Origin of the sequence: Dyadobacter beijingensis DSM 21582 (assembly GCF_000382205.1) — a bacterium.
GTDB lineage: Bacteria > Bacteroidota > Bacteroidia > Cytophagales > Spirosomataceae > Dyadobacter > Dyadobacter beijingensis.
On sequence record NZ_KB907791.1, the window covers coordinates 273,593 to 290,000 of the forward strand.

At 51.1% G+C, this 16,408-nt stretch carries 15 protein-coding genes; 5 read left to right on the top strand and 10 right to left on the bottom strand.

Features of this window, described 5'->3' with window-relative positions; translation table 11 throughout:
• Positions 1-91 precede the first annotated feature (91 nt).
• The 3 genes from H144_RS0127380 to H144_RS34455 all read left to right on the top strand — a co-directional run bounded on the left by H144_RS0127380 (position 92) and on the right by H144_RS34455 (position 2,029).
• A complete protein-coding gene (locus H144_RS0127380; protein WP_019945318.1) occupies positions 92-307 on the top strand; it encodes a hypothetical protein in 216 nt (71 codons plus the stop codon).
• 12 nt (positions 308-319) lie between these two features.
• Complete coding sequence (locus H144_RS0127385) at positions 320-1,555, top strand: sensor histidine kinase (protein ID WP_169409436.1); 1,236 nt, start codon at positions 320-322, stop codon at positions 1,553-1,555.
• 168 nt (positions 1,556-1,723) lie between these two features.
• Positions 1,724-2,029, top strand: coding sequence for a hypothetical protein (locus tag H144_RS34455; protein WP_157505195.1), 306 nt, complete (start codon positions 1,724-1,726; stop codon positions 2,027-2,029).
• Here H144_RS34455 and H144_RS35030 read toward each other — a convergent pair.
• From H144_RS35030 to H144_RS0127415, 6 genes are all read right to left on the bottom strand, one after another.
• Complete coding sequence (locus H144_RS35030) at positions 1,927-2,424, bottom strand: LysR family transcriptional regulator (protein ID WP_019945320.1); 498 nt, start codon at positions 2,422-2,424, stop codon at positions 1,927-1,929. The genes H144_RS34455 and H144_RS35030 overlap by 103 nt on opposite strands.
• Positions 2,425-4,683, bottom strand: coding sequence for a histidine kinase dimerization/phosphoacceptor domain -containing protein (locus H144_RS33540; protein ID WP_019945321.1), 2,259 nt, complete (start codon positions 4,681-4,683; stop codon positions 2,425-2,427). It lies immediately after the preceding gene.
• Positions 4,684-4,880: 197 nt separating this feature from the next.
• Complete coding sequence (locus tag H144_RS33545; RefSeq protein ID WP_019945322.1) at positions 4,881-5,276, bottom strand: response regulator; 396 nt, start codon at positions 5,274-5,276, stop codon at positions 4,881-4,883.
• 130 nt (positions 5,277-5,406) lie between these two features.
• Complete coding sequence (locus H144_RS0127405) at positions 5,407-7,044, bottom strand: ABC-F family ATP-binding cassette domain-containing protein (protein ID WP_019945323.1); 1,638 nt, start codon at positions 7,042-7,044, stop codon at positions 5,407-5,409.
• Positions 7,045-7,233: 189 nt separating this feature from the next.
• Positions 7,234-8,259, bottom strand: coding sequence for a bestrophin family protein (locus H144_RS0127410; protein ID WP_019945324.1), 1,026 nt, complete (start codon positions 8,257-8,259; stop codon positions 7,234-7,236).
• A gap of 124 nt (positions 8,260-8,383) precedes the next feature.
• Complete coding sequence (locus H144_RS0127415) at positions 8,384-8,917, bottom strand: dihydrofolate reductase family protein (protein WP_019945325.1); 534 nt, start codon at positions 8,915-8,917, stop codon at positions 8,384-8,386.
• A 196-nt stretch (positions 8,918-9,113) separates the two neighbouring features.
• Here H144_RS0127415 and H144_RS0127420 point away from each other — a divergent pair, with 196 nt between their 5' ends.
• Positions 9,114-10,118 carry a sialidase family protein gene (locus tag H144_RS0127420; protein ID WP_019945326.1) on the top strand — a complete coding sequence of 335 codons (1,005 nt, stop codon included), beginning with the start codon at positions 9,114-9,116 and terminating at the stop codon, positions 10,116-10,118.
• A gap of 82 nt (positions 10,119-10,200) precedes the next feature.
• Here H144_RS0127420 and H144_RS0127425 read toward each other — a convergent pair whose 3' ends face one another.
• Positions 10,201-10,629: a VOC family protein gene (locus H144_RS0127425; RefSeq protein ID WP_019945327.1), complete on the bottom strand. Its 429-nt coding sequence runs from the start codon at positions 10,627-10,629 to the stop codon at positions 10,201-10,203.
• A 501-nt stretch (positions 10,630-11,130) separates the two neighbouring features.
• Between H144_RS0127425 and xth the strand changes: the two genes are divergently transcribed.
• Positions 11,131-11,922 (top strand): exodeoxyribonuclease III, encoded by a 792-nt coding sequence (gene xth / locus H144_RS0127435; RefSeq protein WP_019945329.1) that lies wholly within the window; start codon positions 11,131-11,133, stop codon positions 11,920-11,922.
• 33 nt (positions 11,923-11,955) lie between these two features.
• Here the strand turns inward: xth and H144_RS0127440 are convergent, their stop codons facing one another.
• From H144_RS0127440 to H144_RS0127450, 3 genes are all read right to left on the bottom strand, one after another.
• Positions 11,956-12,873, bottom strand: a complete 918-nt coding sequence (locus H144_RS0127440) for a helix-turn-helix domain-containing protein (RefSeq protein ID WP_026351037.1) — start codon at positions 12,871-12,873, stop codon at positions 11,956-11,958.
• A 59-nt stretch (positions 12,874-12,932) separates the two neighbouring features.
• Positions 12,933-13,733: an SDR family oxidoreductase gene (locus H144_RS0127445; RefSeq protein WP_019945331.1), complete on the bottom strand. Its 801-nt coding sequence runs from the start codon at positions 13,731-13,733 to the stop codon at positions 12,933-12,935.
• Positions 13,734-13,844: 111 nt separating this feature from the next.
• The gene (locus H144_RS0127450; RefSeq protein WP_157505196.1) at positions 13,845-16,220 is read right to left on the bottom strand and encodes an ABC transporter permease; all 2,376 of its coding nucleotides are present in this window, start codon (positions 16,218-16,220) and stop codon (positions 13,845-13,847) included.
• Between the last annotated feature and the right edge of the window lie 188 nt (positions 16,221-16,408).

The following is a 16,408-nucleotide window of genomic DNA, read 5'->3' on the forward strand; positions in this document are numbered from 1 at the left end:
CGCGTACCCCATACGATGCTCGTGGATTCTGTCGGGATGTTATGATGTATCCATAAATCTACCAAGTATATTTTGACCGCAAACCCTGGCAATGCTGCCAGTTCTGATGGATACGACAAGTGCGTTGATCGGTACATTGAAAAAATGGCCGGTCGGCGGCAACGAGAAGATCCGCAGCGATGCCGGCGCGAAGATGGAAATTGAATTCGGGAAGCCGTTTCAAATGTGGCTTTGCCGGGGCAGGATGGGGAGTGGAAAGCTGTTGAGATGTGAGGAGCGCCTGCTATATTGCGCGCTTATTGCATGAATGACAACCTCCATGAAAAAATACAATTTGCGGCTTGGCTTGCTGCTGGCGACGATCGTGACCCTGGCTATCGTGCCGGTCCGGCTTGCCGAGGGGCAGGGAGCCAACCTTTTTACGCTGATCGGCTCCGAAATCGTGATCTGGCTGATGTGTATCGCCACCTGGCTTTCAGGCTATGAGACTTATTACAGGCTGAAACTGGTCAAATGGCAGAAAATTGCCGTCGCATTACTGCTTTGTGCGGTGATTTCCAATGTGTTCTTCCTGTGTTCATTCCGCATGTTCGATGACTATCCGCTCAAAAACATGCGTGACCTGCCGCTATGGATCATCACCATCCGCCTTTCGCTCCGGGGGCTCCTGCTCGGACTGATCATGGTTCCGATTATCTTCCTGCTCGAATCCGAACGCGAACGGCAGGCGGAAGCGCTCAAAAGGGAACGTGACAGGGCCATCGAGGCCGAAAAGCAGAAGCAGGTACTGGAAGTGCTCGTCGCCGAGCGGACGGCGGACCTGGAAGAAGCCCTCACTTTTCTGGGCGAATCGCAGGAGGAGCTCGAACACCAGGTGTACCTGCTCACGCGCGTGGTCGCGTCTATCGCCCACGACGTGCACGCGCCACTGCAATACATCGTCGCCGCGACGAAACAGACCGGCGAGCTGATCAGCAGTAATGAGTTGGAACTGGCGGCCGCGTATAACCAACAGGTGGAAGGCGGCCTGGGCAATATGGCGGTGCTGATGCATAACCTGCTGGAATTTGCCCGTGGACAGATCCATAAGGATGCCCTGCATTCGGTTCAGGTAAATCTGGCGACGCTGATGCGGGAAAAAGCAGCATTGTTTGAGCAAATCCTCTCTTCGAAAGGCAACACCTTGCAGCTCTCCCTGAACGAAAATGTTGCCGTCGTGAGCAACGCCCATTTGCTGGGTGTGATCCTGCATAACCTGCTGGACAATGCCGCGAAAAACACCGTGGACGGGCAAATCGAGATATCATCGGCCATGACTGCGGGTCGGCTGTACCTGTACATCCAGAACCCGGTCACCCACGCAAAATCCGCGGGTATTTCCCGCATCGGCCGCAAGAGCGGGCCGAGAAGCCAGTTTACCGGCCAGGGTGGTGACGGCCTCGGCCTGATCCTCGTCCGCGATATCTCGGCGCTTTTGAATGTGGATTTCTCGATCGAAGCCGGAGAGGGGAAGGTTACTGCTTCGATTGTGTTCCCGGAGTTTTCGGCTACCTGAACAGCTTTCAAAAGCCGATTTGGGTAGGTGTACAAAACTGATTTACAGGCGACTAACCTGAATGATTTTTATAGTATCAAAATTTAGATAAAAATAATATCAATCATAGTGCATTTCTCAAATGCGGATGCTATTTTTGCTTTACACCATCAGCAAGATTATAGCATCATGAAAAAGCCATTCCATTATGTAGCCAAAGCGCTGAATCCCGACCAGTTGACGACCCCTTACACGCCGGAATTTTTCAAGGAATTCGGGGCGATACTTTGCCAGTTCCTGCCCACGGTGCGGGGTAGCGAGCTATTACCCGGCGAAGTGCGGTACGGATACCGGTTTTACCTGCTCGACGATCCGGATCGGGAAGGCGTGTTCTATTTGTCCTCCCACAAGGATATCGACACATTGAAATCGCGATCGAAGTTTTTGTCGAGGGTGGAGAAGGAGATACGCAAAATCTCACGGGTGGGCGTATGACCGTTTCGGTTATGATCTTGAAAAGATTTCATTCCTGATCCGCCTCGTAATCCGCCCCATAACTGAGCACCCAACCCGCCAGCACCGTAGCGGATTTTTTCCTGTATGCATCTTTCGGCCAGGACCGACGGCAATATGAGGGGGAGGTCGGTGAGGCCGTAGGTGACGCCGATGGACAGTACGCCCGTTTTAAGCTCCATCAGGTCGCGCAGGGTTTCCTTGCCGTCTTCGGCATCTTTCAATGTTTTTAATGCATAAGGTAAAAACGCCTTGCCAGCTTCCGTGAGCCGCACGCGTTTGGCGATACGGTCGAACAATGGCAGGCGAAGTTCGTCTTCCAGCTGCCTGATCTGCTGGGACAATGTGCTTTGTGTGATGAACAGCGCACGTGGCAACTAAAAAGCCGCGTACCCTCCCGTGCATATACGCTCGGGCGTGTAGGCGAAGGCGATCCGGATCGTCGTTCCATCCTTGTGAACGATTTCCACCTCGCCGCCCAGGTCCTGGGCCAGGCCCAGTATGAGTGTTAAACCGAAAGAATTGACCTGGTTAATGTTAAAATCTTTGGGTAATCCAATGCCGTTATCGGAGATGGTGAGCGCAAAATGGCCCGGTTCGGTCTGTTTGAAACTAACGTCGATCCTGGCGGCCCGCTTGTCGGGGAACGCGTATTTGAGGGAATTGGTGATCGCTTCGTTCAGGATCAGCCCGAGCGGGATTGCCTGGCTGATATTCATATCGAGCTGGTCAATGTCGAGATTGAATTCCACGGGATAGCCGCTTTTGAAACAATCTTTCAGGTATTGCACCAGCTCGTGGATATAGGGCGAGATTTCGATGGATGTGAGGTTTTCCGTCTGATAGAGTTTCTGGTGGATCATCGACATGGACTGAATCCGGTGCTCGCTCTCGGCCAGCGCCATTTTGGCCTCGTCACCTTTCAAAAACTCCGCCTGGCTTTCCAGCAATCCGACAATCATGTGCAGGTTGTTCTTCACCCGGTGGTGGATTTCCTTCATCAGCCATTGCTTTTCCGAAACGAGGCGACCGAGCGAAACATTCTTGTTGTGGATTTCTTCCTGATTGGCGGCCAGGCTTTTGTTGTTCTTTTTAACGAGCAGGTAACCGTAAATCAACAGACCGATGACCGTCAGCAGCAGGAAAATGCTCACATAGGTGATATTCTGGACGAGCGAAGCCTGCCGGAGCATTTTTTGGTGCAACACCGATTCTTTTCTCAGCGCCTGGATATTTTCTTCCTTCTTCTCGGTTTCGTAAATGATTTCCAGCTGGTTAATCTGCCGGCTTTTGGATTCATTGAAAAAAGAATCCCGCAGGACGCTGTACTGCTGGAATTCGCCCAGCGCAGCAAGGTATTGATGATTGATCGAATCGAGCCTGGATTGCCACAGATGGCTGCGGTATGCCACACGGACATTGTCGAGCTTCAATTTTCGTCGCAGGTTCACATATTTCGTTGCCGACGCGTAATCGCCCCTGGCGAAATAGAACTCGATCAGCAAAGTGTAAATCAATTCCGTCTGATCCACGGGCATGCCGCCATTCACGATCGTCAGAATTTCATCGATATACTTATCTGCCTTGTCATACTGCTTTTGTTCCCGGTAGAGGTTAATATAGGTGCGATCGATCCAGTTTCTTCTTCTGATCTCTTTAGCAGGATATTTCAGTTCGATTTTCTTCAACAGACGGGCCGTTTCCCCGAATTTTTTGAGCTTCAAATAAGGGGATCCAAGGTTTGCCGAAACGATATGAATGGTTTCGATATCCTTATATTTCTCCGCAATCCTGAGGGCATTTTCATAGTTTTCAATGGCCTTCGCATATTCGTGCAGCGTGTAATGCGTAATGCCGATGCGGTTATAAATGGTGGAAAGTTGAAGCGACGTATCGCCGACCGCCTGCGCGCTGCGCAATGCCAGTATCCCGTATCGGATGCCTTCTTCGGGCGCGCCCAATGAAGTGTATACGCTGCCGAGCAGGTCGTAAACACCCATAAGTTGGTTGTATCGGATGGATTGATAGGCTTGGAGGCATTGTTTCAGGCTGGATAGGGCAGGGCCGTTCTCCCCCTGGCTGTGATAAATCTCGCCGAGCGTTTGCAGAACGGCACCCTCTTTCATGGTAAGCTTTGCGGCACGGAACGCGTCCAGCGACAACCGGGTGTACCTGATCCTTTCCTGGATCTCGGGATCGATAAACCCGAAATATCCGGCGAGCCGGTAGTAGCTTTCACCGAGCATGCGGTGATTCCCTTGTTTGGAAAATAACTTTGCAGCCATTTCAGTGGCATGCCGGCCCTTTTCACGCAGGTTTTTGAGGGGAAAAATGGCACCTTCCTGAAAATGAACTTCCGCCAAACCTTCCTCAAATGCGAGCCCGGCGGCCAACTTATGGGCGACGGCCGTGTAGTAAAACGCGCTGTCGAGATCGCCGTTACTCCTGCCGGCGCGGTAAAAATAGAGGTCGCTCAACCGGATCGCCAGCCGTGCACGGGCGGTGTCGGGGCGGGAGTTCCTGAATTTCAACAGCACGGGAGCCACGTCCTTTTGTGTAAATGGGCCAAGAAAATCGGCGTGAGCGGATGTCCCGATCAGTAGCAGGACGCCCAGGAGCAGTAAATGTTTACGCATAGGCCCGTATGGGTTAGAAGGGGTGCCGGAAACGCGCCGGCATATGCCGGAAACGGATAATTTCAACGAATATCCAAAATGTTCAGGCGAAATGGTAGTGGAGGGGCTAGCGCAGTTTTTTCAACGCTCTTCCTGAATTGGATTTTCGTCAGGTTCAATGCAAAAAAGGATCAGTAGTATGTTGTTTGAACTACTAATCAATTTCCAGGTAAAAAGCGCCTTAGCAGCTGGTGCGCCAGGCTGCATAGTTCTTCGTATTTCACAGGTTTGATATAGCAGCAATTCGCACCTATTTCCAGTGCCTGCTGCACCATTTCCGGGCCCAGCGAGGTAGAGATCAGTGCCATTGGAGTGCTGGATTGCCGCGATCGGATTTCCGTGATCATTTCCAGGCCATTCATGACGGGCATGTTCAAATCGACCAGGATCAGAGACGGCTCGTTATCAAGGGAGTCGAGCAACGCAATGGCTTCTTTTCCGTCGAACGCTTCCAGGAAGGTGATACCGCTATTGAACAAATGAAAGGCTTCGCGGATCAGGCGACGGTCGTCATCGTCGTCGTCAACAATTATTACAGTAGGGGAGGGATTCATTCAGACGCTCTTTAACAATTGGCGAATGTAGGGGATTTGTCGGGATTTCGGATGGGATGTGTAGCAAAATCGCTACCCAGAGCCATGCGGCAACCCCCGGCTCGTGCATGCCGGGGATTGACGGCCGATATCACTTCGCCAGCTGCAAGTCTGCGATGCTCTTGATCCGGTTGCGTTCCAGGAAGGCATCGATGGTTTCGAAATGCTCGATCACCCGCTTGTCTTTGAACTCGAAGACTTTTTCGGACAACCCCTGTAAAAAGTCCCTGTCATGGGATACCAGCACGAGGGTGCCGTCGAAATTTCTCAATGCTTCCTTCAACACATCTTTGGACTTCAAATCCAAATGGTTGGTCGGCTCATCGAGTATCAGCAGGTTCACCGGTTCGAGGAGGAGTTTCACCATCGCGAGGCGCGTCCGTTCTCCGCCCGACAGCACACTGACCTTTTTATCGATATCGTCGCCCTGGAACATGAATGCGCCCAGAATGTTCTTGATCTGAGTCCGCACATCGCCTTCGGCGACTTCGTCTACCGTCTGGAAGATAGTCAGGTTCGGGTCGAGCAAAGACGCCTGGTTCTGAGCGAAATAGCCGACTTTGACATTGTGGCCCAACTGGCAGGTGCCGTCCACGTCCAGCTCGCCCATGATCGCCTTGATCATCGTCGATTTTCCTTCCCCGTTCCGGCCTACGAAAGACACTTTTTCACCCCGCGAAATGGACATACTTGCATTTTTGAATACCACATGGTCGCCGTAGGATTTCGAAACGTCTTTCACGGTCACCGGGTAATCGCCAGATCGTGGCGAAGGCGGAAAGCGTAGTTTTAACGCAGAATTATCGATTTCGTCGATTTCAATGATTTCCAGTTTTTCCAACATCCGTTCGCGTGAGGCAACCTGGTTCGTTTTGGAGTAGGTCCCGCGAAAACGCTCGATAAACTGCATGTTATCGGCAATCATTTTCTGCTGTTCCTGGTAGGCCTTGACCTGGTGCGCCCTGCGTTCCTCGCGCAGAACCAGGTAATGCGAATAATTGGCCTTGTAGTCGTAAATGCGGCCCATCGTCACCTCGATGGTACGGTTGGTGATATTGTCGATGAAGGCGCGGTCGTGGGAAATCACCATTACCGCATTGGCTTTGTTCACAAGAAAATCTTCCAGCCAGATAACCGATTCGATATCAATGTGGTTGGTAGGCTCATCGAGCAAAATGAGGTCGGGCTTTTGCAATAATATTTTGGCAAGTTCGATACGCATGCGCCAGCCGCCGCTGAATTCCTTGGTTTGCCGTTGAAAATCCTCCGGCCTGAACCCCAGTCCTTTCAATGCTTTCTCCACCTCGGCGTCATAATTCACCTCTTCCAGCTGGTAATATTTTTCGCCCAGTTCCGTCACCTGCTCGATGATCGCCATGTATTCCTCGCTGTCGTAATCGGTGCGCGTTTCGAGTTCGAGGTTTAGTTTTTCCATTTCGGCGCGCATTTCAAATACCTGTTTGAATGCTTTGGCCGCTTCTTCGAACACGGTGCAGTTGTCTTCGGTGAGCAAATGCTGCGGCAAATAGGCGATCACGGCATCCTTCGGCGCGCGCACGTGGCCGCGGGTGGGTTTTTGTTCGCCGGCGATGATCTTCATCATCGTGGATTTCCCGGCACCATTCTTACCCATCAGGGCAACTTTATCGGTGGGATTGATAACGAAGGAAACTTCGCTAAAAAGGGTAGAACCGCTGAATTCAACGGCCAAGTTTTCAATTGTAATCATCTTCGCATGTTTGAAGCCGCAAAGCTACGATTATAGCATTGAAAGAGGCGAAAATTGATCTCGAAACAGTATTTTTTATCCTGTGGTTACTTGTAATATATTGATAATAAGTAGGTTCTGTTTTGGTCATCGTCGGCAGCCTGATAGCAGTGAAACCGGCCAGGCAGTCAAGTTCCGGCAACTACGTCGTCAAAGTAATGTCTGTCCCTTGGCTTCGATCGGGGAGGGGATGTTTTTTTCTCCTATCATTTCCAGCATATCGATTTCAATGCCGCGGCAAATAGCGAGCATGGGGATGTCGTTGTGCAGCCCTTCGAAAGGGTTTTCGGAATAATCGCCGATCATTTCCATGGCCACGAAAATCCATCCGATGATCGTCCCGACCGGAATGCTCAGCCAAATCCCGGCCTGGCCCCAGTTCCTGAATTCGCCGATCATACCAAATGGTAGGAAGAATATAAAAATGCAGACAAACAGGAAACTGTACGTGGCATATTTGCGCGGAAAAGGCGATTGCTTGATCCGCTCCAACCGGCCCTGGTGGCTGTGAAGGCTGCTAATGGAGCCTTGCAGCTCTATTTGCTGGATCATGTTGATCACTTTCCCGTCGAAGAGCCGCTGGATGACGCCCGCCTGTGTGTCGAGCAGATGCGTCGCCTTGTTGGTGCGGCATTCCAAACTGAGCAGTTCTTGTTCCGGCAGATATTTCTCCATACTAATGCTGTCCAGCTCCGCTTTAAACCGCCCGTTAAGGTATGCCCGCCTCTCCCAGTTTTTATGCCCCACCAGCCAGGAGCGGGTCGGGCTCACGTGCTCCCATTCGGCCGGTTCCAGCAATTGTTCCCGGAGCTGGTACAGGTAGGCGATGTGCCGGAAGACGATTTGCCTTCTGACGGCCTTCCGGTTCTTGGCATTCGGTTCGCCGGAATGGTAGTTTTTGACCGTGCTGGCGAGAATCCTGCTGGTATTCGTGATCTCGCCCCAGATCTTTCGCGATTCCCACAGCCTGTCGTAGGACTGATTGTTTTTAAAACCAACATAAAATGCCACGGCAGTGCCGATCAGCGGCAGCGGCAGCGAGGGAAATGCGAGTATTTTCCAGCCTGTAAAATAATAGAGCAGCGTCACCAGCGTCATCCAGCCCGTCAGCCAGAACAGTTGATGGCCCGTAAATTCATAGATTGCTTTGAGCGACAGCGTTTTTGTAATGATCATAGCGGCTGGCCGGTTTCCCCCGGCGAAATGCTGGAAAAGAAATGGTGCAAAATTGCCGCTATGCCACCGTTGCCGCAATGTACGCAGCCGCAGTGCTATGGTATTTATGAAGATTCCCGCGTGATTATTTATCAACCCGGTACCGCACCGACACCAGACCGGTCGGGTAAGTCTTACTCCCGATAAGCGTAAGGTACGTACGATGATCGGACTGCTGGAACAAGGGCCTGCCGCCGCCGAGCAATATAGGGTGCACCGACAGCCATAACTCGTCGACGAGGCCTTCGTTCATCATTGCCTCCATCAGGGATGCTCCGCCGTAAAGCCAAATGTCCTTGCCCGGCTGCTGTTTGATTTTCCGGGCCTCTTCCATCGCGTTTTCCGCGATGAGTACGGCGCCGTGTTTCACTGATTTCAAGGTTTTGGAAAAAACGTATTCTGTCAGTGGAGGCATGCCGGGAACCGCGTCGCCGTTGCTGCTTTCGGCAAATTGCTGCGCTACTTCATAGCTTTTTCTGCCTACGAACATGGCATCTATACCTGTGAAGAACTCATTCAGACCATAATCCTGATCGGTAAAGCACCAGTCGAATTCGCCGTTGGGCCCCTCGATGTAGCCATCCAGTGTGACGGCAAGACCTAAAATCAATTTTCGCATATCGTGATTGTTTTTTTGCAAAACTACACTTCGCCGGTTTACCGGAATTGTATGAATCGGATATCATTAAAATTCTTTTACAATTGGTTAACAAGATTTAACAGTTGACGGGCAGGAAGAGAGCTTTAAGCACCTAAATTTAGGTACAAGAAGTTCAAACAATTTCAGGCGATTAATTCACCCAATTATTGTAGTCATGAAAATCTCTTACTTTGCGTTGTTGCTCCTGTTTCCATTCTCGCTTGTCTTCGATCAGGCCTTCATGTTTCCAGGGTCATCACCACTCCCTGACAGCAGTCCAACACGAGAAAATGCCGTGGCTGCAAACCTCATTTTCAAATCTGCCGATGGCGGCCAAACCTGGCAGGATATTAGCGAAGGGCTGCCCGTAAACTTGCCGGAAGACGGTATCCCGCGAGATGGTTTCCTCGCAAATGACAATGGAATTTACCTGCGCACGGGCGATGCGATGTATTACAGTAAACCAAATTCCACTGCCCCGTTTTGGGAAAAAGAGAGTTCTCCCGGCAACCTTGGCAACATTTTGCCAGGCAAGACCGGAATGCTCGCATTCAACTACGGCGGCGGGTTTTCGCAAAAACTGAACGGGACGGGATTATGGCTGCCCGCCTACACGGATTTTCCGGGTAAGAGCATTCGTACCATTTTTGAAACCGGCGACATCACTTTTATCGGTTGCGACCGGGGCCTTTTCAAATCCGACGATGGTGGGAAAAACTGGAAGCGGGTTTATGACGAAGGGTGGGTAATGAAATTGGTAGCGTCAAACGGAGTACTCGTTGCTACCAGCCAGCGAGGCATCATCCGGTCGACAGATGGGGGCGAAAATTGGGATAATGTGATTAGCGAGGGTGGAGTAGGCATTGCTATTGAACGCATCAACGGTGGATTCGCCGCGATCACGTGCAATACTGAAACGGAGACAAGGAGGGTGCGGACATCCTACGACGGGGGCAAAACCTGGCAGGCCATCGATGCCGGACTCCCGCCAAGCCTCTATACCGCCTCCATCACGGAGGTGGGTAAATACCTGTTCTGCGGTCACCCGGCAGGTATTTACAGATCTTCGGACAAGGGAAAAACTTGGCAGCTCCTACTTCCCGCTATACCGGATAAGGTCTTCAATTTATCTGTATCCGGCAACGTGATCTATGCCATCCCGAGAGGTGGAGGATGCTGACGGTTTGGGAGGCGCAGTGACCGTGGAGGCGGTTGGTCAGTTCAGGTTTGATGGGCCCCGCATTTGCGGTTCGAACTGTGCATTATAACCCCGGATCGTACTCCACGATCCACTCAATGCCATATTTGTCCCTGAACATCCCGGCGTACGTGCCCCAAGGACTATCGCCGATGGGCCCTTCGATGGATCCTCCGGCTGAAAGTCCGTTGAAGATCTGTTCTGCTTCTTCACGGCTTTCCGCACTGATTGAGATTTTGGACCTGTTTTCGTTTTCATTCACCCGCCCCATGAATGCAGGGACGTCGTTGGCTATCAGTACGTTGTGCGGTCCGATCGGCAAGGCAATGGTCATGATTTTGTTTGCCTCGCTTTCCGGGATCGGGAATTCGTCGCTTGCCAGGTCCTTGAAACGAACGAGCCTGGTGAAATCTCCGCCAAAAACTGATTTGTAAAAAGTGAATGCTTCCTCAGCATTGCCATTGAAGTTGATCCAGGGATTGATCGTTCTCATCACTTTATTTTTTAGGTTTTTGTTTTTCTGCTAAGCCTGTCCGGCGCGCACACTTTTGACGATAGATTGCCGCACACATCCTGGCGGGTCGGTTCCAAACAAAAAGCGAGCCCTGGCACATTGCAGCTGGGCTCGCCGGACACTTTTCGTTACATCGATCAGTTCACTGGAACAGGGATCAACTCCCTTTCAAAAAAGGCCAACATCTTTTCGTCATTGCCGCCAAATTCTTCACAATAGTAAATACGCTTCAAATACTTTTTGACCGTCAACCGCTTCCTGGGGTCTGTAAGCAACGAGACCACCGACCCTACTATATGTTTGTTTTCCATTCAGGAAGGTATGAAACTTAAATGGTTATAACTATTTAAAAGAAAACTAAAACCAGGATAAAAAGAGCTGTGCCGACCGGGCAGGGGAAAGCGGGGAAATGAGCAATGCTACGCGGGCAGGTGGTGGCCTGATTTTTTACGCCCGGGAAAATCATCAAAGTCTTGGAGAATGAAGATCGCTACCTACAACATCAACGGCATCAACGGCCGCCTTCCGGTGCTGCTGAAATGGCTCCGGGAAGCGGAGCCTGACATTGTCTGTTTGCAGGAATTGAAAGCACCGCAAGACAAGTTTCCGGAGAAGGCGTTACGCAATGCAGGCTATCATGCAGTCTGGCATGGACAGAAAATGTGGAATGGGGTGGCGATCATCGCGAAGGGTTTGCCGCTTGAAGAGGTCCGTAACGCGCTGCCGGGTGATGATGGCGATTTGCATAGCAGGTATATCGAGGCTATCGTGGGGAAGATGCTGGTGTGCTGCCTTTATTTGCCGAATGGCAACCCGGCGCCGGGGCCGAAGTTCGACTACAAGATGGCGTGGTTCAAGCGATTGAAGAAACATGCCAAATATCTACTGTCGGAGGAAGTGCCCGTTGTACTGGCCGGAGACTATAATGTGATCCCGACGGAAAAGGACGTTTACAAACCTGAGCGATGGATGGATAACGCGTTGTTCTTTCCCGAGCCTCGCAAAGCGTATAAAGAACTGGTGGGTCAGGGCTGGATCGATTCGATCAGACATCTGTATCCCGATGAAACCATTTACACTTTCTGGGATTACTTTCGAAATGCGTACGGCCGAAATGCAGGGCTGCGATTGGACCATTTGCTTTTAAGCCCGCAGATCGCTCCGCGACTGGTCGCGGCAGGCGTGGATAAGCATGTTCGCGGCTGGGAAAAATCCAGCGATCATGCACCGGCCTGGATTGAACTGGCCGATGAAGGAGAAACACAATCCTGAAATGGAGTCCTGTATCCGACGATCCTGAATGCCTCAGTTAAAACTCGCCCTGAATTCCAGGGGGGAAACGTTTGTTTTTGATTTAAACAACTTACTAAAAGACTGCGGATGCTCAAACCCGAGCTGGTAGGCAATTTCTCCCACTGTCAGGTCACTGAATGTCAATACTTCTTTGGCTTTTTCGATCAGCTTGTTGTGAATATGCTGCTGCGTGTTCTGGCCGGTCAGTGCGCGGAGCATATCGCCCAGGTAGCGGGGCGAGACGTGTAGTTCGTCCGAAAGGTACTGGACGCTCGGCAGACCTTTCAGCAGGGCAGTTTCGTCGTCGAAATAGTGATTGAGCAATTGGTCCAGCTTTTCAAGCAATGCATTATTGATCGGCTTGCGGGTAATAAACTGGCGTTTGTAAAAGCGCTGACTGTAATTCAGCATCAGTTCCAACTGCGAAATCAGCACATCCTGGCTGAGGTCGTCGATCGCCGTTTCGAGCTCGTCGCCGATGTTACCGGCAATGCCTTCGATGATCAACTTTTCTTTATCGGACAAATGCAGCGACTCGGTCACTGAGTAAGAGAAAAAGCCATAATGCTTGATTTTGGCGTCCAGCGGATAGTTTCTCAGGAAGTCGGGGTGAACCAGCAAGGTAAATCCCAGGGTCGATTCGGCGACCTGAATGCCCGTCAGCGGCTGGCCCGGCGAGGAGAAAAACATCCCGCCAACCTGAAAATCATAGGTGGTTTGCCCGTATCGCATCCGGCAGCCCGGCGATTCGTTGTAGGTGATGTTGTAAAAATCCATCACAAAAGTATCGGCCAGCATTTCGGCCGTGATCCGCACCTTGTTGAAATCGAGCAGGCTGATCAGCGGGTGCAAAGGTTGCGGCAGTCCGAAAGCCCGCTGCATTTCGGTAATGGAGCGATACACGCGCGGTTTGAGATATTCCCTTTTCATAATGACAAAATTGGTTGCCGGCGCAAATCGTTCCACCTGCGCCGGCATACCGTTGGATCTTAGACAGCGGCTAACAATTGTTTGATCGTTTGGCGAAAAGCCTCGTCGCCCTTAGCGAGGCGCTGCCCGTACCATTCTTTGGCGTCGTCGCCGCAGACATAGCGTAATGTGTCGGTACCATCGGTAGCCGCGCCGTACACGACTTCGGCGATTTGTTCGGAAGTTGTCGCGGCTTTGTCCGGCGCGAGCATCGCCGTGAATTTGTTCGTCAGTGCATTATAAGCCGGGTGCGTGGCAAACACCGACTTTGCTCCGATTTCCGTCGCCACCAAGCCGGGTTCAATGGTTTTGATCCCGATTCCAAACTCGCTCAGCTCATAAGACAAGCTTTCCGCCCAGCCTTCGAGCGCAAATTTGCTGGCATCGTACATCGAGCTTACGGGGAAAGCCATCAGCCCTGCCGATGAGCCGGTAGTAATAAAAAGTCCCGCTTTCCGCTCACGGAAATAGGGGATAAAGGCCTGCGTCACCCGTACGACACCGAAAAAGTTGGTGTCCATTTGCTGCACCAGCTGCTCGTCGGTCATCGCCTCCAGTGCACCGAACAGTCCGTAACCCGCATTGTTAAAAACCACATCGATATCGCCCAAAGCCAGCGCCTGCTGCGTAGTGTCGCGGATTTGCGCCGGGTTGGTCACATCCAGCGGCAGCACGGTCACATTGTCGAGCGTATGGAGTTCCGTTTCATTTTCAGGCTTGCGCATGGTTGCGATCACCTTCCAGCCTTTGGCCGCAAACAATTTGGCCGTAGCCCTTCCGATACCTGTTGAAGCACCGGTAATAAAAATTGTATTTGTCATTTGTCTCACTTGTTATTTTCGTAAGACAAATTTCCGCGACGCGCAGCCGGCGAATGTAGCGGATGTGGAGAATGTTGTAGCCGAAATGGTCTTGCGAAACGTGCTGCGCAATTACTCTTTCAATCTTACAGCGAGGTTTAAGTTAACAGCCCTGCCAATTTGTAAACAGACCGTTGTCGCAACGATCAGTAAGGAAATGATTGTTGCAGCGACGAAGGGCTGAAACGAGATATCGACCCGGTAAGCGAATGTTTGCAACCATTTGGAGGCTATCACGAAAGAGGTTGGCCAGGCTATCAGGTTGGCGGTGACCATGATATAGAAAAACGGTTTACCTAACGTCAAAACAATGCTCCTGGCTCGCGCACCAAATACCTTCCTGATCGCAATCTCTTTTATTCTGAGGTGAATGGCATGCGCTGCCGAAGCAAAGAAGCCCAGCGAGGCAATGAGCAGGGCCAGGCTCGAAAAGTAGGTCAATATGGACTGTAACTGCTCCTGCCTGGCGAATAATTTACCATAGAGCTCGTCGAGGAAATGGTAATTGAAATTATCCCCGTCCAACTTATTAATGCTGCCCCATTGACGGCCGAGCGTAGCCAGTACGGCCGGTATCGCAGGACCTTCGACGCTGATGATAATTTGCGTTTTAGGAACTCCAAGCGGGTCGTTCATGAGATAGACGGTCGGTTGGACGTACGACTCGAAGCCGGAAGATTTGACGTCTTTGGTCACGCCGATGATCCTGTAATTGCCGCTGCGGCCCTTGATCATAGTGCCGATCGGATTGCCCAGGCCCAGCTTCCTGGCCGCAGTTTCGTTGATGACTGCATGGGCAGAGTCTACGGAAAACGATGAAGAGAAAGTTTGACCCTGTTTCAATTGGATATTCAAAGTTTCAAAATAGTGGTAGCCAACCGCAATGGTCTGCATCGCCTGTGTTTTGTTTTGAACCACATATTCGTAGGAAGCCGGCATGATGCCCCCTGGAACGTGGGAGGACACGGCCACATCTTTCACGCCGGGAATCGCTTTTATGCGTGCATGAGCGGTTTCGAAACTTGCGGGTGTGTTATAAATCGCGAGATTGTCGATATATAAAACCTGCTTCGCCTGAAAGCCCGGATCTTCCGATCTCATGAAGCGTATCTGCTGATTGATGATGGTCAGCACAATGACAAACGCGATGGCAAATGTAAATTGCAGCACGGGAATCACGCCTTTCGTCCATGAGAACCGGCCGCCTTTTTCGAACTGATTTCCCCTTAATACCTCGGCCGGCCTGAATCCGGCCATCACCAACGCCGGATACGCACCGGCCAGTAACGTCAGGGCTACGACGGCAAGCAGCAACTGCACGGCTATTCCGCCGGTTATCCCCGAAAGGGACAGGTCGACAGCCAGCAGTTCATTAAAATAGGGCAGCCCCAACGCCACGATCCCGAGTGAGATCATCGATGCGACAATGCATTGCGAAAAAATCTCTGTCAGGAACTGAAAAACAATCTGTCGTCTGCCAATCCCGCTAACCTTCTTGATACCAACTTCTTTGGAGCGCCTGTTGGCCTGGGAAACATACAGATTCGTGAAATTTACACCCGTGACAATCAATATAATCAAAGCAAGGACAATGAGACCCTTTACAATCTGATCATTGACGCGGGAGCCATAATGTGGCTTCAAATGCAGATTTTTGAGCGGGTCTAAAAAAATCGTGGGTGCATTCGACATGGCCAGCGCTTCCCGGGCTATCAGACTGGTATCTGCCAAAGCGGCTTCTCTGTAAACCTTGTCAATTTTTTTTGAAAGCAGGCCGATATCCGTACCTGGCTTTACCAGGAGGAAAGTCCGGTAAATCTGGTTGGCATAGCTTTGGTCCTTGCCCTGCGTGATATCCCCGCTGAATCCGATGCAGTCGAAACTGAAATTGGTGTTACCCGGTGCATCGTCGGCAACGCCGGCAATCGTCATCGGCATTCCACTCCGGGACATCATCATGACCGTTTCATTCTGAACATCGCTTTCGCCGGGAAAAAGTGCCTCGGCAGTCCGTCTGGAAAGCAAAACGGTAGGTGCGGCATTGTTGGGAGTCAGACGAAAACCCTTGGGTCTGATCCCCAGCATGCCGGCCAACGAATAGTCGGCGCCCACCCAATTTCTGATTAAGAACCTTCCAGATTGCGTGAAGAAGGGTATTTGAAACAAAGCGGTATTCATACGGCCCGTTTCTTCCACTTCCGGACACGCATCTTTAATAGCCGCCGCCAGTTTTCCCGGGGTATAGGGCGAAGCACCATCAGGCATTTCCCGCTCTACCAGGAAAATCCGGTCAATGTTACCATTCCACCGATCATAGCTGGTTTCATGGGCAACATACAATGAAACGAAAGTGAATGTGGCCAGACCGAGCGCTAGCCCGGCGATGTTGAGAAAGTTGTACCATTTGGATTTGAGAAACGCCCGTAGTGCAATTTTGAAATGAAGCATCTTCACAGGTTTTTGGTGGATGGAAGCAGTTTTTTGGTAAAAGAGTGCCTGTTTTGCCAATATACTTATACTTGTTAATATATTTAAGTTAATTATATATAAAATGCTGGTCTATCTTCCTCGGGGCTCATATCGCAGTGCGGGAAGTCTGCACCAGCAAGCATTGCGAAAAGCTTTTTATTCAAAGA